The following is an 18,172-nucleotide window of genomic DNA, read 5'->3' on the forward strand; positions in this document are numbered from 1 at the left end:
TCCTTTGAAACCGTTTCACCGGTTTCTCCGGGCGCTTCCCTTCGGTGTTTCCAACCTTACCAGATCCGTTTTCCGGTCCGTTCCCGGTCCGAATTCCGTTTCCGGCCCCCTGTTGGAGCGGGGTTTTTCGCGCCTTCCGGCGTGTTCATTACTTTAGCGGATTTCCTCCGGGGCTCATAATCGAGCTCCGGGGACAGAATTCCGGGCACGCCGAAATCCATCCCGATGAGGGGCCGTGCAGTAGTGGTTTGCCGCCGGTGCGGCGCGAGTGGCTGTCGAAGAACCGTTAAGGCTCCGTGGCAGCTCGGAGTACATTACGCATCGCCCCGGGGCGTGTCAACTTCATTCCCGGCGCGTCTTCTCACTCCAGGTCGCTCAGCCGTCCGCCGGCGTCCGGCTGGGTCTCCTCCACCCTGCGAAGGACCCGCGTCAGCATTTCGCCCAGCGCTCCGCGCTCGTCGCTGGAGAGGTCCTGGAGAAGATCCTCCTCGAAGACGGACGCCATCCGCATGGCCTCCAGCCACTTCTCCCGACCCTCCGCCGTCAGCTCGACGATGACGCGTACGCGGTTGGCCTCGTCGCGCTCCCGCGTGACCAGGCCCTCGCTCGCCATGCGGTCGAGGCGGTGGGTCATCGCGGCCGGGGTGAGGCCGAGCCGCTTGGCCAGGTCGCCGGGGCCCAGTCGATACGGGGCTCCGGAGAGGACGAGGGCCTTGAGCACCTCCCACTCGGTGTTGCTGATGCCCAGGGTCGCGGTCTGGCGGCTGTAGGCGACGTTCATCCGCCGGTTGAGGCGGCTGAGGGCGCTGACGACCTGCTCCACCTGCGGATCCAGGTCCTGGAACTCGCGCTGGTAGGCCGCGATCTGCTCCTCGAGGCTCGGCTCTGCCGGGCCGGGGGTCTCAGGCATGCCGGGCAGTATGGCACGTCCTCATTCGCCTCGAAGTCCTTCGAGGTGTACTCTTTAGCTTCGAACTTTAGTGTTGAAGTCTTGAGGCTTCCACTATTCGGCTTCAGTCCTTCAGTCCTTCTTCTCGACCTAGGCAGGTGAGTGTGACCACCGCGATGGGCGCAGCGTTGCGCCGGATCCAGCTGGGGAACGCGCTGAGCGCGTTCGGCAACGGCTTCACCGTTCCGTTCCTGTTCGTCTATGTGGCGCAGGTGCGGGATCTCGGCGCGAGCACGGCGGGCATGGTGCTCGCGGTGTTCGCTGTCGCGGCGCTGACCGTGCTGCCCTTCACCGGTCGGGTGATCGACCGGCGTGGCCCGCTACCGGTGGCCCTGGTGGGCGCCGTGGCCTCTGCTTTCGGGTCGATGGGGCTGGGTCTGGCCTCCGACGAGGCGTCCGTCATCGCGGCCGTGGCCCTGCTCGGCGCGGGCATCGCGGTGATCCAGCCCGCCCTCGCCACCATGATCGTGTGGTGCTCGACCACGGCCACCCGCTCACGCGCCTTCGCGACGCAGTTCTTCCTCAACAACCTGGGCCTCGGCGTCGGCGGGCTGCTCGGCGGACTGCTGGTCGACGCCTCGGACCCGTCGAGCTTCGTCCGGCTGTTCGCGATCGAGTCGGTGATGTTCCTGGTGCTGGGCGCGGCCGTGGCGACCGTGCGACTCCCGAAGGTTTCGAAGCTCGACCCCGCCTCAGCCGTGGGAAAGCAGGCCGGAGGCGGCTGGCGGGCCATGCTGCGGAACCGGGCCATGGTGCAGCTGTGTGTGCTGGGCTTCGTGATGTTCTTCGCCTGCTACGGACAGTTCGAGTCGGGGCTGGCGGCGTTCGCGGTGGAGGTCACTCGTATCTCGCCCGCGATGCTGGGCGCCGCGCTGGCGGCGAACACGGCGGCCATCGTGCTGGCGCAGTTCGTCGTGCTCAGGCTGGTGGAGGGGCGGCGGCGCAGCCGCGTCATCGCGCTGACCGGTCTGGTCTGGACGGTGGCCTGGCTGGTGGCGGGCGCCTCCGGCCTGGTGCCGGGCAGCCAGGCCGTCGCGACCGGCGCGATCATCTCGGCGTACGCGCTCTTCGGGCTCGGTGAGGCGATGCTGTCGCCGACCGTCGCCCCGCTGGTCGCCGATCTTGCGCCGCCGACCCAGGTCGGGCAGTACAACTCCGGCTTCGCGCTGGTCAAGCAGTTGGCGCTGGCCGTCGGTCCGGCGGTGGGCGGCCTGATGGCGGCGTCGGGGATGTACGTGGCGTACATCGCGCTGCTCGTCGGCTGCTCGCTCGGTATCTCGGTGCTCGCGCTGCGGCTGGGCAGGCGGCTCACGGCCCGACAGGACAATCCGCTGCGCACCGCCCCGGGTGCGGCGGTGCCCGCGCAGCGGCGGGAGTCGGCGGAGCGGGAATCGCACGCTGAGTCGACGGATCCGGTGACCACGGCGGCGTAACGCCGGGGCGCGGCGTCGCGCGGCGGAGCCGCGCCTTGGGCTCCGTTCCGCTACCCGCCCCTTCCGGCGCGGGCGGCTCCTAGGCCCTGTCCGGCGGATCTTGACGCCTGCGGCGGGCTCCTCCCCCACCCCGCCCCTTCCCGGCCCCTGCCGATGTGCGGCTCCGCCGCGTGGGGGGCTCCGCCCCAGACCCCGGGGTCCAGGGGCAAAGCCCCTGGTTACGGGAAGGGGCGGGGCGGGGAAAATCTCCGCAGGACACCTCCTAACCCGCCGGGAGGGCGAACTCGCACCAGACCGCCTTGCCTCCGCCCGGCGTGCGGCGCGAACCCCAGGACGAGGCGATGGTCGCGACGATGGAGATGCCGCGCCCGGCCTCGTCGGCCGGCTCGGCGCGGCGGCGGCGCGGCAGGTGCTCGTCGCCGTCCGTCACCTCGATGATCAGGCGGCGGTCCGTACGGCGCAGCCGCAGGCGCATCGGCGGCACACCGTGCTGGAGCGAGTTGGCGACCAGCTCGCTCGCGGCCAGTACGCCCAGGTCATGCAGTTCCATGGGGAAGCGCCAGCTGGCGAGGACGCCGGAGGCGAACGCCCGCGCCCGAGGCGCCGCCTCGACGCCGCCGAGGAGTTCCAGGGCGGCGTTGTGGAACAGCTCGGCGTCATGGCCGGTGCGGGCGGGGTGCTGGAGGACCAGCACGGCCACGTCGTCGTCGTGATCGGCGGTGATGCCCAGCGCCCGGATCAGGCGGTCGCACATCACCTGGGGCGCTCCCGTGGCGCCCGCGAAGACGCGCTCCAGCGCGGCCACGCCCTCGTAGATGTCCTTGTCGCGCCGCTCCACCAGGCCGTCCGTGTACAGCACCGCGCTGGAGCCCGGGCCGAAGGGGATCGAGGCGGAGGTGTGCAGCCAGCTGCCCGTGCCCAGGGGCGGTCCGGTGGGCTCGGCTGCGCGGCGGACGGTGCCGTCAGGGTCGCGGACGAGGATCGGCAGATGGCCCGCCGAGGCGTAGACCAGGCGGTTCTCGTTCGGGTCGTGGACGGCGTAGACGCAGGTCGCGATCTGGTTGGGGTCGATCTCGGCGGCCAGGCCGTCCAGGAGCTGGAGGACCTCGTGCGGGGGGAGGTCGAGGCGCGCGTAGGCGCGGACGGCGGTGCGCAGCTGGCCCATCACGGCGGCCGCTCGGACGCCGCGCCCCATGACGTCGCCGATGACCAGGGCGGTGCGGCCGGCGCCCAGCGTGATGACGTCGTACCAGTCGCCGCCCACGGCCGCGTCCGTGCCGCCCGGTTGGTATGTGGCGGCGACCCTCAGGTCATCGGGCTGCTCGAGCTCCTGTGGGAGGAGGCTGCGCTGGAGGGTGACGGCGGCCTGGCGCTGAAGGCGCTCGCTGGCGCGCAGCCGCTCCGCGGCCTCCACCTGGTCGGTGACGTCGGCGCCGAAGACCAGCACACCGCGCAACGGGGCCCCGTCCGGCGCGCCGGACGCGCCGGACGCCCCGGGGCCGGGGATCGGCGGCTGCTCCGGAACCGCTCCGAGTGCGGTCGCGACCGCCGGGGCATCGGCGGCCCCGGAGGTGACCGCGGCGGCCGGGGCGGGGGCGGGGGCGGGGGCCGGCGGGGCCATCTCGATCGGGGAGCAGGTGAAGGTGTAGTAGCCGTGCCGCCCCCGGCCGGCCACGCTCGCCGGGCCGTGGGAGCCGGAGCCCTGGGCCACGGTGCGCTGGGCCACGGTGCCCTGGGCCACGGTGCCCTCGGCCACGGAGTCCGCCGCCTCCGTCTCCGCCACGGCCACCGGCGCGGCCCCGGCCCGCGCGCCGAGGACGCGCCGGGACTTGACCGTACGCGGCCGACCGCTGCGCAGGACCTGGTCCATGAGCGGCAGCAGCCCCAGCTCCTGGAGCTCGGGCAGGGCCTGGCGGGCGGAGGCGCCGGGGGTCCGGGCGCCGAAGATCGCCGTATAGGACTCGTTGACGTAGGCGATGCGGTGATCGGGGCCGTAGACGACGGCGACCAGGGCCGGGACCTGGCCGAGCACGTCATGGACGGACAGCCCGTCGAGGGTGGGGACGGCGGCGGGGATCCCGTCCTCCGGGAAGGGGCCCGCCGCGCCTGACGGCGGCGGCTCGCCGCGGTCCGAGGGGTCGGAGCGCTCGCCCCGGGCGGCGGGGACGGAGCCGCTGCCACCGCCCGCAGCCGCGGGCTGTGGCCGCCGCGCGCCGCGGTCGGTGCGGGCGGCGGTGCGTCGCTGTGTTCGGGGAAGCCGGGCGCTCCAGCGCGTGAAGTTCACCGGGGGTTACCTCGCGAGGTTGTGGCTGAGCGGCGCGCCGGCGCGGGGGTACGGAAAGGGGTGCGGGTGCGGGTGCGGGGGACGGCCCCCAGGGGAATGCAGCAAACTTCCGAATCCTCGCGATTGTCACTCTTTGCAGATACGAGCCCACCCATGGTCACACGTCCAGTGTGGCCGACCGGACTGACATCCGTGAGACGCCGGTCGGTCGGGGGGAGTTCCCGCCTCCGCCCAGAGGGGCGCCGAACGGGCATGGACTGGCGTCGAACGGCGTCAACTGGCCTCGGGATGGCGGCCGGTGTCGGCGGCGAGCTTGAACTCGGCCCGCGGGTTCTCCAGCGACCCGAGCGAGACGATCTCTCGTTTGAAGAGTCCCGACAGGGTCCACTCGGCCAGGACGCGCGCCTTCCGGTTGAAGGTCGGCACCCGGCTGAGATGGTAGGCGCGGTGCATGAACCAGGCCGGGTAGCCCCTCAGCTTCCGCCCGTACACATGGGCGACCCCCTTGTGCAGGCCGAGGGAGGCCACCGAGCCGGCGTACTTGTGCTCGTAGTCCTTCAGCGGCCGGCTGTGCAGGGAGGCGATCAGGTTCTCGGCGAGCACCTTCGACTGGCGCAGGGCGTGCTGCGCGTTGGGGGCGCAGTACGTGCCGGGCTTCTCCGCCGTCAGGTCCGGGACCGCCGCGGCGTCCCCGGCGGCCCAGGCGTGCTCCACCCCGTCCACATGGAGGGCAGCGGTGCACTTGAGGCGGCCGTGCTCGTTCACCGGGAGGTCGGTCGAGGCCAGGATGGGGTGCGGCTTGACCCCCGCGGTCCACACCAGGGTCCGGGTGGGGAAGCGCGAGCCGTCGCTCAGCGCGGCGATCCGGTCCACGCAGGAGTCGAGCCGGGTGTCCAGCCGTACGTCGATGTTGCGGCCGCGCAGCTCGCGCACCGCGTATCTGCCCATCTCCTCGCCGACCTCCGGGAGGATGCGGCCGGTGGCCTCCACCAGGATCCACTTCAGGTCCTCGGGCGAGATGTTGTGGTAGTAGCGGACGGCGTAGCGGGCCATGTCCTCCAGCTCGGCGAGCGCCTCGACGCCCGCGTAGCCGCCGCCGACGAAGACGAAGGTGAGCGCGGCGTCCCGCACGTCGGGGTCCCGGGTGGAGGACGCGATGTCCAGCTGCTCCAGGACGTGGTTGCGCAGGCCGATGGCCTCCTCGACGGTCTTGAAGCCGATGCCGTGGTCGACCAGGCCGGGGACCGGGAGGGTGCGGGAGACGGAGCCCGGCGCCATCACCAGCTCGTCGTACCGGATCTCGATCGAGCCGGTGCCCTCCTCCTCGGTGGCGAGGGTTCTGACCGTCGCGGTGCGCTTGCCGTGGTTGATCGCCGTGGCCTCGCCGATCACGACCTGGCACTTGGGCAGGACGCGGCGCAGCGGCACGACGACATGGCGTGGCGAGATGGACCCGGCCGCCGCCTCGGGGAGGAACGGCTGATAGGTCATATACGGCTCGGGGTCGACCACGATGACCTGTACGTCGCCTTGCCCCAGCTCCTTCTTCAGCTTCCGCTGGAGGCGCAGCGCGGTGTACATCCCGACGTAGCCACCGCCGACAACGAGAATGCGCGCAGGTTCCTTCACCCTCCCATGACGCACGCAGAGCCGCGGTTTGTCCACAGGCCCGACGAATTGTGTGACCGGCGATCTCGGCGCGCCCGGCGGCCGTCATTCGGTCTGGCGTGCGGAAGGTGCGCAGGTCAGTAAGGGAGTGCGGGGTGGTGGGCGGCAGGGGAAGCGGAGACGGGCGGTGCGGTACTCCGAAAGGGGGTCGATCTGTCCGGACCTACCCCCTTCTTTCTTGACCGGCGCTCAACTATGTTCGTATTCCACGCCGGGGTTGAGACTGCCCCGGCATTCTGGGCGGGGAGTCTCCGGGGGGAGACGTCATTACCGGGGGATCACTATGCAGCTTCAGGGTTCTCATTGGTCGTCAGCCGTCGCATCGGTAGACGGAGCCGGCGGCCGGAACGCACCGCTTCGCGTGGACGCGCAGCGGAATCTTGAGCACGTGCTACGCGCGGCGCGCGAGGTCTTCGGGGAGCTGGGGTACGGCGCTCCCATGGAGGATGTCGCCCGGCGCGCGCGAGTCGGGGTGGGCACCGTCTATCGGCGCTTCCCCAGCAAGGACGTCCTGGTGCGCCGCATAGCCGAGGAGGAGACGGCCCGGCTGACCGACCAGGCGCGGGCTGCCCTCGGCCAGGAGAACGAGCCGTGGTCCGCGCTGGCCCGGTTCCTGCGCACCTCGGTGGCGTCCGGCGCGGGCCGGCTGCTGCCGCCCCAGGTGCTGCGGGTCGGGGTCGAGGTGGAGGCGGAGGTCCGGGTGCCGCAGCAGCGGCACGTGGGGTTAGCCGACCCTCCTCCCCAGCCGGAACTGCGCCTGGTGGAGCAGCACAGCCCGGTCCCGGGCGGCCCTGACGACGCGGGCGCCGCGGCGCTGCTGGAGGTCGTCGGGCAGCTGGTGGACCGGGCGCGGGAAGCGGGTGAGCTGCGGCCGGATGTGACGGTGGCCGATGTGCTGCTGGTGATCGCCACGGCGGCGCCCTCGCTGCCTGACGCGGCGCAGCAGGCGGCGGCGTCGGCGCGGCTGCTGGACATACTCCTGGACGGACTGCGGTCGCGCCCGGCGGCGTGACACCGGCCGCGCGGGTGCGGCGTGCGCGTGTGCGGGTGCGACGTGCCGGGTGAGCGGTGAGCATGGTGGGCCCTGCGCGCCGGGCCCGGGGTGGTGAGCCGCGCCGGCGATATGCGGCTCCGCAAGCGGCTCCGCCGCATGGCCGTCGTGGGCATCAAGATCCGTCGGACACCCCCTGGGCCGGGCCGGCTCGGGCTAGCAGCCCGGGCTAGGGGGTCGGGCTAGGGGGTCGTCACCAGTTCGTCGAGCAGGGCGATGACCTGCTCGACGGACAGCCCCGCACCTTCCGCGCGCAGCGCGTCGACGGTCTCGCGGCCCAGAGCGCGGTGCGCGGCCGCCGTGGCCTTCTCCGTCTCGCGCAGCGGCAGCGGGGTGCGCCCCAGCTCACCGCGCCAGGCGTCGGCCGCGCCCAGCATCCGGGCGGCGAGGCGCTCCTTCTCGCAGCCCACCAGGACATGGGCGGCGGTCTCCGCCTGCTGGGCCAGCAGGATCTCGACGCAGCCGGTCTCGGCGCCTCTTCTCAGGGTGTCGCGCAGCTTGCGCAGCGCGCCGGGCGCATCGCCCTCGTCGGCGGTGATACGGGCGTCCAAGCCGTCTGCGAGCACCCAGAACTGCGGGGGCGGAGTCGCCTGCTCCGCCATGCGCCGCGCCCCTTCGCACAGCGCTCGCGCCCGGGTCAGGTTTCCGCGGTGCAGCTCGACCAGGCAGCGCAGCAAGCCGTTGAACGACCGCACGTCCCGGGAGCCGCGGCGCCCCGCCTCCTCGTCCGATTGGTCCAGCAGCTTCTCCGCGCGGTCCAGCTCCCCGGCGTTGATCGCCACATCCGCGAGCCGGGTGATGAGGAACGGCACCTCGGTGTGCGCGCCGATCTCCCGGGCGAGCCGCCGCGCCAACTCGTACGCCGCCCGCGCCTCGTCGAGCCGGGCGCGGTTCGCGGCCATCTCGCCCGCGGCGGTCTCGACCTGGGCGAGCATCCAGCGGTCACCGACCCGCCTGCTGAGGTCGCGGAGTTCCGCCCAGTCCGCCTCGACGCTCTTCATGCCGCCCGGCGAGTCGATGGCCGCGTGCGTGCGGAACATCAGCGCCACGCCGACCGCCCAGTCGTCGCCGTGCGCCCTGGAGTTGGCCACCGCCTCGTCCATCAGCGGGACCACCCCGGCGTGACCGTCGAGGAGGAACCCGGAGAACGGCCACAGCATCCCGGGGAACCGGGCGCCGCGCGGGCCGGGGTGGGCGGTGTAGGCATCGCGGATGCGACGGGCCGCGCTCACGGCATCGGGGCTGGTCAGGGTGGGCCCATCGGCGTTGTCCGCGTTCAGGAAGAACAGCAGGAGCCGCAGGTCCATCTGGTCCCAGTAGCGGGTGGCGGCCTCGTCGACGCCGTCCTCCCCGAGCGGGACATCCCCGGGGATGGAGCCGAGCACGCTCCGCCAGTCGCCGGGGCCCATGGCACCGCCGAGGATCAGCGCCTCGCGGGTCCAGGCGACGCCCTCGTCGCGGTAGTTGCGCAGCCACCAGAACCAGCCCATGGCCAGGACGAACTCGATCACGGTCTGCTCGTCGCGCGCCTCCAGAGAGCGCTTCAGGGCGGCCCGGATGTTGTCGAGTTCCGACTCGACACGGTGCAGCCAGGGAAGCTGTTCCGCGGAGCGCAGCCGTGGCTCGGCGGTGCGCGCGTAGTCGCGGAAGTAGGCGGTGTGGCGGGCGAGGGCGGCGGTGTGGTCGGCCCGGGCGACGGAGTCCTCGGTGGCGCGCTCGCCGACGTACTCGTGGATGGTCTCCAGCATCCGGTAGCGGGCCTCGGCCGGGGCCGGGTCGGCCGTCGGGTGATCGACGACCAGCAGCGACTTGTCGACCAGCGCCCCGAGCAGATCGAGCACCTCGCCGGGGGCTATGTGGGTGCGGGGGCGGGGGCGGAGCTCGGGGTGCGCGTCGGGTTGTACGGATGCGTTTATGGCGCTCATGGCGCTCGTGCCGTCGTGCGCCGGGCCGTCCTGCGCCATGCCGTCGGCCGGGGATGCGGCCGACGGGGCCGCGGCGGGCGGCCCGTCCGCGCACACGGCCTCCGCCGCGCTCAGCCCCCACCCGCCGGCGAACCCCGACGCCCGGCGCAGCACCGTGCGCTCGCGCTCGTCGAGCAGTTCCCATGACCAGTCGACGACGGCCCGCAGCGTCTGCTGGCGCGGCAGCAGGGTTCGGCTGCCGCTGGTCAGCAGGCGAAAGCGGTCGTCGAGCCGGTCGGCGATCTGCCTGGGGGTGAGCAGTCGCAGCCGCGCGGCGGCCAGCTCGATCGCCAGCGGCAGGCCGTCGAGCCGGCGGCAGATCTCCGCGACCGCCGCCTGTGTGTCCGGGTCCCGCGCAGGGTCGAATCCCGGCAGGGTGGCCGCGGCCCGCTCGGCGAACAGCTGGTGGGCGGGCGCGGGCCGGAGCGGCTCCACGGGCCGTACGGTCTCGCCGGGCACGCCCAGCGGCTCCCGGCTGGTGGCGAGCACGCTCAGCCCCGGGCAGTGCGCCAGGAGCGTCTCGGCGAGCGCCGCCGCGGCGTCTATGACGTGCTCGCAGTTGTCGAGCAGGAGCAGCAGGCGGCGGTGGGCGCAGAGCTCGACGAGGCGCGCGGCCGGGTCGGCGCCGTCCGCCCCGCCGAGCCGCGTTTCGAGCTTGGTGGCGAGCAAGCTCGTCTCACGGTCGCCGACAGCGCTCAGGACGGCCCCGGGGACGGCGGCCGCATGGTCGAGCTTGGCGAGCTCGGCCACCCAAACGCCGTCCGGGTAGGCGGCCGTGACGGCCGCGGCGACCTCCTCGGACAGCCGGGTCTTGCCGGAGCCGCCGGGGCCGGTGAGCGTGACCAGGCGGGCGCCGCGCAGATCCCGGCGGAGGTCGGCGATCTCGGTCTGCCGACCGACGAAGCTGGTGAGCCGCGCGCGGAGGTTGCCGCGCGGGCGCGGGGCGCCGCCCTGCGCGTGGCCGCCGTTCGGCGGCGCGGGCGGGGTGTCGGCCGGGCCGGGGCCGGTGCCGGTGCCGTGGGCGGCGTACGCGGCGTCGGCTGCTTCGCCGCCGTGTCCGGGGTACGGCGCGCGGGCGGCTCCCCCACCAACCTCCTCCGGACCGTAAGCCGCCCCGGGGTCATGGTTCCCGTACGCCGAGCCCTGGGCTGCCGCCCCGCCGAGGCCGGAGTCCGGCATGCCAGGCGCCGCCGGACCGTCGGCAATGCCGTAGCCACGGTTCACGTACGCCGCAACCGGGGCCGCCTCACCGCCGTAGCGGGAGCCCGGCGCGCCAGCAGCAGCTCCCCCACGAGCCCCCTCCGGACCGTAAGCCGCCCCAACGCCACGGTCCACGTACGCCGTCCCTGGTATCGCCTCGCCGCCATGGCCGGAGCCCGGCGCGCCGACGGCGGCACCCCCTCGCGTCGCCCCCGGTCCACCGGCCGTCCCCGGAGCAGGCGGCGCCGCCGGTTCGTAGGCCGCCCCGGGGCCATGAGTCGCCCCAGGGGCGGGGTCGGCGTACGCGGCGCGGGCGACGCCGCCACCGGCCGTCCCGGCCCCAAAGGCCGTCTCCGCACCGTGGGCCGTCCCAGGGCCACGCCGCACGTGCCCGCCGTCGAGGGCCGCACCGGAAGGGTCGTGGGCGGCGGCGTACGGCGCGTGGGTCGGCTCCGGTACGCGGCGGGGTGCCACGGGCGGCCCGTACGGCCCCCGTCCCGCCGCCTCGTCGCCGGAGGACGCCTCGGCGTCCCCGCCGGGGCCACGGCCGCCGGCAGCGCCGTCACCCCCAGAGCGCCCAGAGCCCCCGAAGCCACCAGGCCCCCGTACGGCCGCCGAGCCCGCGCCCGCCGGGAGGGGCGCGGGGGTGCCGGACAGCAGGTGGCCGTGGAGGGCCCTGAGGTCCGGGCCCGGGTCTGTGCCGAGCCGGTCGGCGAGGGTGTGCCGGACCGCCTCGTACGCGGCGAGCGCGTCGGCCGGGCGGCCCGCCGCGTGCAGTGCGCGGATCAGCTGCGCGTGGAAGGTCTCGTCGAGCGGGTGGTCCGCGACGAGTTCGCGCAGCTCCGGTATGACGTCCGCGGGGCGGCCGAGCGCGAGGTCGGCGTCGATACGGCGGTGCAGCGCGGTCAGCCGGAGCGCTTCGGGGCGGGCGGCGGCCGCGTCGCGGTCCGGCAGGTCGGCCAGCGCGGGGCCGCGCCACAGCGCGAGCGCCTGCTGCAGTACCTCGGCGGCCGTCTCCGGGTCACCGGCGTCGAGGGCCGTCGTGCCGCTCTTCGTCAGCGCCTCGAAGTGGAGGAGGTCGACGTCCTGGGGCCCGCCGGTGGCGAGGCGGTAGCCCCCGGGCGAGGAGACCACCGCGTCCCGGCCGACGGCCCGGCGCAGGCGGCCCACGAGCGCCTGGAGGGCGGCGGGCGCGTCCTGGGGAGGGTCTTCCGCCCACACCTCGTCGATGAGGACGTCCACGGGCGCGGGTGCCGGGCGTGCGGCGCGCATGGCGAGCGCGGTGAGCAGCGCGCGGAGGCGGGGCCCGCCCAGTGGCAGGGGGTTCCCGTCGTCGTCGCGCGCTTCGGCCGAGCCGAGGATCAGATACCGCACGGCGTCATTGTCCTCGGGTCGGCGGTCGGATCGTACGAATAAACGACGCAGTCGGCGCGCCGCGCCGCCCGTGCGCCGACCACGAAGCCCAGAACACCTGAGCCCACAGACCGCGGCTCCGCCCTACAAGCTCCGCGGAACCACCCCGCCCGCCACCGCCCGCTGCCGCGGCGCCGCCGTCCCCGTCCAGCACGTGCCGCGCCGGGCCATCAGCCGCCGCAGCCACACCTCCGTGGAGACGAGTTCGGCCAGCCCGTCCAGGGGCAGCCGCTCCCCCTCCGCCGCCGCGCGCAGCGCCTTGCGTACGACGCGGGCCTCGACCAGGCCCGCGTCGGCCAGCAGCGGCGCGTCGAAGAGCGTGACGACCTCGCCGACCCAGGCGCGCAGCCCGGCCCGTACGGAGGCGGCGTGGGCTGCGTGCGAGGGGGCTCCCCAGCCGGGCGGCAGGTCGCGGATGCCCGCTCCCGCGAGGACCGCGCGCAGCACGGACGCGCGCGCCCCGGGTTGCACTCGGAGCGCTTCGGGGAGCAGGCGGCAGGCGCGTACGACCTGGTTGTCGAGGAAGGGCGCGTGGAGCCGCTGGCTGCGCACCTCGGCCGCCTGCTCGAACACCCGGTGGTCGGCCGCGTGCCGGGCCAGGGCCGCGTCGGCGCGCCGTTCCCCGGGGCGGCGGAGGATCACGGGGCGGACCGCCGCGGCCTCCAGGCGCAGCGACACCTCGGCCAGCGCCTCGCCGGTGAGCCAGCGCGCGGCGGGGCCGGGGCGGCACCAGGCGAGCGCGGCGAGGGAGGCGGAGACGACCCCGCGTCCGCCCCTGCCGCCCGCGCCCCCGTCCGCTCCGCCGCCACCGCCGCTGCCGCTGCCTCCGCCGTCGTCGTCGGTGAAGCGCCGCTCCAGGAGGCGGCTCGCGGCGTCCTCGACGCCGTCCCGGTAGGACGTACGGGCCAGCTTGCGCGCCGCCCGGTAGACCGTGAAGGGCACGAAGAAGGAGTGGCCGAAGGGGCCGTCGGCCTTGGCGAGCGCGGTGGCGGGGCGCAGCAGATGGCGGCGCTGCCGGTCGAGCAGGAGGTCGGCGAGGCGCGCCGGGTGGGCGTCGAGCGCCTGCCGGGCTCCGTGGCCGACGAAGTGGTCGGCGCTGCCCGCGGCGAGCCGGCGCCGGTGGCGCTCGGCGACGACGATGGAGGGGCCGGGCTCGTCGGTGAGCGGGCCGCTGTCCAGGGCGGCGTACGGCAGCGCCTCCTCGCCCCCGGCGACCACGACGTGGTGCAGCCGCGGGTTGGCGGCGATGGCGCCGGCCCGCTCCAGCTCGGCCTCGCGGGCGCGGGCGCCGCCCTGGGTGGCCAGGTCGTTGAAGGTGACGGCGAGAAGGCGTTCGCCCGCCTCGGTGCCGTGGCCGAGCAGGGTGCCGGGCATCCCGGGCAGGCCCGCGGCCAGCAGGGCGAGGGTGGCGGAGGCGCTGCCGCCGGAGAGGTCGGCGCCGATGCCGGGCGCCGGCGCGCCGCGGGCCGCGCGCCGCTCGGCGGGGCCCATACCGGGGACCGGTCCGGGGTCGAGGCCGTCGGTCTCGGGAGCGTGGCGCGGCGCGGCGAGCCTGGCCCGTACGGCCTCCACGAGGGCGTCCCGGATGCCGTCCACGGCCTTCTCCTGCTCCACTTGGGGCGCGGCGACGGCGAGTGAGGCGGTGGGCTCGTAGCCGATGATGTCGCGGGCGCCGTCGCGCAGGATCAGGGCGTGCCCCGGGGGCACCCGTCTGACGCCCAGGTACGGGGTGCCGTCGCCCATCGCCTCCGGGGAGTCGGGGCAGGCCAGGAGCGCGCCGAGGTGGCTGACGTCGAGCTGCGCCTCGATGAGGTCGGCGAGCGGCAGGGCGGCCGTGGCGTACGCGGTGCCGCCGCCCCAGTCCGTGTGGAAGACGGGCCGGGCGCCGGCCAGGTCGCCGACGATGGTGGTGCGGCGGCCGACCTGCGCGACGGCGGTGTAGCTGCCGGGCCAGGCGGTGAGGTGGCGCAGGGCGCCGCCGCGGGCGGCGAACAGGCCGACGCGCAGCTCCTCGTCGGAGGCGCCGCAGCAGCCGAAGACGGCGAGGCGGGAGAAGGGGTCGGCCTGGACGACGCGTACCTCGTCGGGGCGCCAGTCGCCCACGGCCCACAGCGGATCGGGGTCCGCCCACAGGAGTTGGGCGCCGACCGGCTGGATCCCGCGACCCTGCGAGGGGTCCGGCCCCGATGCGGTACTGCTCCACCCCACCAACCACCGCATCGCGCCTCCACAGGGTGTGGGCAAACAAGGCAACCAAGAAGTAGGGGCCATCATGCACAGCACGTCGACGGTTTCGGCATCGAACCGGACAACTACATGGATCTCCCCGATGTCCTTTGACCGCATTCGACCACAGAAACAACATGGTTGATCACAAGACGTATTCCCGCCAGGCGCGGACGCGCGTACGGGAAACCGCCGTCGGCGCGACGGACCGCTCCGCCGTGGCCCATGCTGCCATGAGTGGGGCGCAAAGGGGCGTACGAGGGCGCGAACAGCGGCTTCCGTTTCACGACGCGGGGCTTCCGGAACCGCCGAACACGATGCGGCCCACGGGACCATGACGCACCGCCGGACCACGGCACGGGCGTCCGGACGACGACACGGGCACCCGGATCACGACACAGGCACCCGGATCACGGCGGGAGGCTCCGACCCATGACGGGGGCCGCCGCGCCGGACCTCCCCCTCCCCGGCCCGGCACGGGAGCCCGGCCGCGATCAGCGCCACACGAAGCCACGGCGGACCCTGTCGGGCGCCCACTCCCGATGGTCGTTATTCGGCCAAACTTCCGTGGCGCTCTTGATGGGCGTGCGGATGCCCTGAAGTACTCACACGCCGCCGCACCGCTCCTGACGGCACGACAGTCCGGGAGGCGGCATCCGCCTCCCGGACCGCTCCGCCGCCCGCGGGGAATGAGGCGGCGGCGTCCCCCAGCCCACTGGATTCCGTCCAGCGGGCCGACCCACGCAGGACCCATCGAAACGTCCTCGCGAACCCTGAGACAGAGCGCACGGACGGGCGCACAGCCACACACAACAGGAGCACGTACCACGCTCCGCACGCCCGTTCGTACAAGAATCTCGCCATCCGGGACACCACCTCTTAACGGTCGGGATGCGGCGAACTACGCTGGGTTTACGAATGCCCCGTGCCTATGCCGGGGCGGCCGTCCGCGCTGTCGAGGGGTACGCATGACCAGAGAGCCACGCGGGCCGAACGAGAAGCTCGGCACCGTTCTCGCCCTCGCGGGGATCAGCAATGCTGGGCTGGCGCGCAGAGTCAACGACCTCGGAGCCCAGCGTGGCCTGACGCTTCGCTACGACAAGACATCCGTGGCCCGCTGGGTCTCGAAGGGCATGGTGCCCCAAGGCGCCGCGCCCCATCTGATTGCGGCCGCGATCGGGAGCAAACTCGGGCGGCCCGTACCACTCCATGAGATCGGGCTCGCCGACGCCGATCCGGCGCCCGAGGTCGGTCTCGCCTTCCCGCGCGACATCGCTCAGGCCGTGCGCTCGGCGACCGAGCTCTACCGGCTGGATCTGGCGGGTCGGCGCGGAGGCGGCGGGATTTGGCAGAGTCTGGCCGGATCCTTCGCGGTCAGCGCATATGCCACCCCGGCGTCACGCTGGCTCATAACCCCGGCCGACCCGTCGGTCGCGCGCGAGCCCAAGGACGCCGAGAGCAGCGCCGGTCTGGACGGTTTAGCGCAGCGCGTCGGCCATAGCGACGTCACCAAGCTGCGCGAGGCCGCCGAGGACGCGCGCCGCTGGGACTCCAAGTACGGCGGCGGCGACTGGCGTTCGTCGATGGTGCCCGAGTGTCTGCGGGTCGACGCGGCGCCGCTGCTGCTCGGCTCGTACAGCGACGAGGTCGGCCGCTCTCTGTTCGGCGCCACCGCCGAACTGACCCGGCTCGCCGGGTGGATGGCCTTCGACACCGGCCAGCAGGAGGCCGCCCAGCGCTACTACATCCAGGCGCTGCGGCTCGCGCGCGCCGCGGCCGACGTCCCCCTGGGCGGCTATGTGCTGGCCTCCATGAGCCTTCAGGCCACCTACAGAGGCTTCGCCGACGATGGCGTGGACCTCGCCCAGGCCGCCGTGGAGCGCAACCGCGGCCTGGCCACCGCGCGCACCATGAGCTTCTTCCGTCTCGTCGAGGCCCGCGCCCAGGCCAAGGCCGGGGACGGGCCGGCCTGCGGCGCGGCGCTGAAGTCCGCCGAGGGCTGGCTCGAGCGGTCCCGGTCGGGCGACCCCGACCCGTCCTGGCTGGACTTCTACTCGCACGAGCGGTTCGCCGCCGACGCCGCCGAGTGCTACCGCGACCTCAGACTGCCGCGCCAGGTGCGGCGGTTCACCGAGCAGGCGCTGGCCAGACCGACCGAGGAGTTCGTCCGCTCCCATGGGCTGCGGCTCGTCGTGTCCGCCGTGGCCGAACTGGAGTCCGGCAATCTGGACGCGGCGTGCGCGGCGGGCGCCCGTGCCGTCGAGGTCGCCAACCGCATCTCGTCGGCGCGCACCACCGAGTACGTGCGGGACCTGATGCACCGTCTGGAGGCGTACCGGGACGAGCCGCGCGTGGCCGAACTGCGGGAGCGGGCGCGGCCGCTGCTGATGGCGCCGGCATGACGGCCGGCGGCCTCGGCCCCGGTTCCGAGTCCGGTTCGGAGTCCGGTCCCTGGGAGCCGCTCTGTGGGCCGCCCTGGGACCGGCCCGGCCCCGGCTCCGGCTCTGGTGGCATGATCACCTGACCCCGGCCGGGCGTCCGGGTGCCCTGTCGCCGATGACCGGGGTTTCGGATGGTTGTCAGTGGCGCGGGTCATGATAGTTACTCGACGGTCGAGTGAGTGGACTGTGCGTGGTGCGGGGAGGTGATGTGACGTGAAAGCGCTGGACTGCGATGTGCTGGTAGTCGGGGGCGGGATCGTCGGCCTGTCGACGGCGTATGCGATCACGCGCGCCGCGCCCGGCACCCGCGTGACCGTCCTGGAGAAGGAGGCCGGTCCCGCCCGCCACCAGACCGGGCGGAACAGCGGCGTGATCCACAGCGGCATCTACTACCGCCCGGGATCGCTGAAGGCGCGGTTCGCCGCCCAGGGCGCGGCGGAGATGGTCAAGTTCTGCGCCGAGCACGGCATCGCCCATGAGGTGACCGGCAAGCTCATCGTGGCGACGGAGCGCGGGGAGCTGCCCCGGCTGCACGCCCTCGTCCAGCGCGGCCGGGAGAACGGGATCCCGGTGCGCGAGCTCGGCCCCGCCCAGCTCGCGGAGTACGAACCATGGGTGCGCGGCCTGGCCGCCATCCATGTGGGCACGACGGGCATCTGCGACTTCAAGGGCGTGGCGGCCCGGCTGGCCCGCCTCGCGCGCGACGCCGGGGCGTCGGTGCGTTACGGAGCGGCGGTGCGCGCCATCGGGCGGCGCCCCTCGGCGGTCGCGGTCCGTCTGGCCGACGGGTCGGTGCTGCGGGCCAGGGCCCTGGTCAACTGCGCGGGTCTGCACTGCGACCGCGTCGCCCGGCTGGCGGGCGACGACCCGGGCATGCGGATCGTCCCCTTCCGCGGCGAGTACTACGAGCTGGTCCCCTCGCGCGCCTCCCTGGTGCGCGGCCTGGTCTACCCCGTCCCCGATCCGGCGTTCCCCTTCCTCGGCGTCCATCTGACCCGCGGCGTCGACGGCACCGTCCACATCGGGCCCAACGCGGTGCCCGCCCTCGCCCGGGAGGGCTACGCCTGGCACACGGTCCACCCGCGCGAGCTGGCCGGGACGCTGGCGTACCCCGGCTCCTGGCAGATAGCCCGCCGCCACTGGCGTTACGGGGCGGGGGAGCTGCGCCGCTCGCTGTCCAAGCGCGCCTTCACCGACGCCGTCCGCCGGCTGCTCCCGGATGTCACGGCCGACGACCTGATACCGGCCCCGGCGGGCGTGCGCGCCCAGGCGGTGCTGCCCGACGGCACGCTGGTGGACGACTTCCTGATCAAGGAGTCCCCCCGCGTCGTCCATGTGCTCAACGCGCCCTCGCCCGCGGCGACGGCGTCCCTGCCCATCGGCCGGGAGGTCGCGCAGCGGGTGCTGGAGCACCTCTGACACCGGACACCGGCCGCGAGCCCTGGGCCCGGTCCCCTGACGGCCTCGGCGACCGGCTCGGGCCCCCGGCCCGTCCCGAGAACCCCGCGCCCCGGGGCCGTACCGCCCCGGCCCGTAGAATCGA

General features: G+C 74.1%; 9 protein-coding genes. 4 read left to right on the plus strand and 5 right to left on the minus strand.

Annotated elements, in window-relative coordinates:
• Positions 1 to 361: 361 nt before the first annotated feature.
• Positions 362 to 910, minus strand: coding sequence for a MarR family winged helix-turn-helix transcriptional regulator (locus ABTY62_RS46130; protein ID WP_311729062.1), 549 nt, complete (start codon positions 908 to 910; stop codon positions 362 to 364).
• A gap of 143 nt (positions 911 to 1,053) precedes the next feature.
• Between ABTY62_RS46130 and ABTY62_RS46135 the strand changes: the two genes are divergently transcribed.
• A complete protein-coding gene (locus tag ABTY62_RS46135) occupies positions 1,054 to 2,382 on the plus strand; it encodes an MFS transporter (RefSeq protein ID WP_352135392.1) in 1,329 nt (442 codons plus the stop codon).
• A 262-nt stretch (positions 2,383 to 2,644) separates the two neighbouring features.
• Here ABTY62_RS46135 and ABTY62_RS46140 read toward each other — a convergent pair whose 3' ends face one another.
• On the minus strand, positions 2,645 to 4,666 hold the full coding sequence (locus ABTY62_RS46140; RefSeq protein ID WP_352135393.1) for an ATP-binding SpoIIE family protein phosphatase: 2,022 nt from the start codon (positions 4,664 to 4,666) through the stop codon (positions 2,645 to 2,647).
• Positions 4,667 to 4,939: 273 nt separating this feature from the next.
• Positions 4,940 to 6,295 carry an NAD(P)/FAD-dependent oxidoreductase gene (locus tag ABTY62_RS46145; RefSeq protein ID WP_352135394.1) on the minus strand — a complete coding sequence of 452 codons (1,356 nt, stop codon included), beginning with the start codon at positions 6,293 to 6,295 and terminating at the stop codon, positions 4,940 to 4,942.
• A 322-nt stretch (positions 6,296 to 6,617) separates the two neighbouring features.
• Between ABTY62_RS46145 and ABTY62_RS46150 the strand changes: the two genes are divergently transcribed.
• Positions 6,618 to 7,346 (plus strand): TetR/AcrR family transcriptional regulator, encoded by a 729-nt coding sequence (locus ABTY62_RS46150; RefSeq protein WP_352135395.1) that lies wholly within the window; start codon positions 6,618 to 6,620, stop codon positions 7,344 to 7,346.
• A gap of 221 nt (positions 7,347 to 7,567) precedes the next feature.
• Here ABTY62_RS46150 and ABTY62_RS46155 read toward each other — a convergent pair whose 3' ends face one another.
• Entirely contained in the window at positions 7,568 to 11,923 is a 4,356-nt protein-coding gene (locus tag ABTY62_RS46155; protein WP_352135396.1) for an AfsR/SARP family transcriptional regulator, read from the minus strand.
• Between the two features lie 123 nt (positions 11,924 to 12,046).
• Positions 12,047 to 14,182 carry an asparagine synthase-related protein gene (locus ABTY62_RS46160; protein WP_352135397.1) on the minus strand — a complete coding sequence of 712 codons (2,136 nt, stop codon included), beginning with the start codon at positions 14,180 to 14,182 and terminating at the stop codon, positions 12,047 to 12,049.
• A 974-nt stretch (positions 14,183 to 15,156) separates the two neighbouring features.
• On the opposite strand from ABTY62_RS46160, the gene ABTY62_RS46165 reads away from it, so the two are divergent.
• Positions 15,157 to 16,590 (plus strand): NsdA family TPR-like regulatory protein, encoded by a 1,434-nt coding sequence (locus ABTY62_RS46165; protein WP_311729068.1) that lies wholly within the window; start codon positions 15,157 to 15,159, stop codon positions 16,588 to 16,590.
• 252 nt (positions 16,591 to 16,842) lie between these two features.
• Entirely contained in the window at positions 16,843 to 18,048 is a 1,206-nt protein-coding gene (gene lhgD / locus ABTY62_RS46170) for an L-2-hydroxyglutarate dehydrogenase (protein WP_352135398.1), read from the plus strand.
• The last annotated feature ends 124 nt before the right edge of the window (positions 18,049 to 18,172 follow it).

It is taken from the genome of Streptomyces sp. NPDC097640 (assembly GCF_040302705.1).
GTDB lineage: Bacteria > Actinomycetota > Actinomycetes > Streptomycetales > Streptomycetaceae > Streptomyces.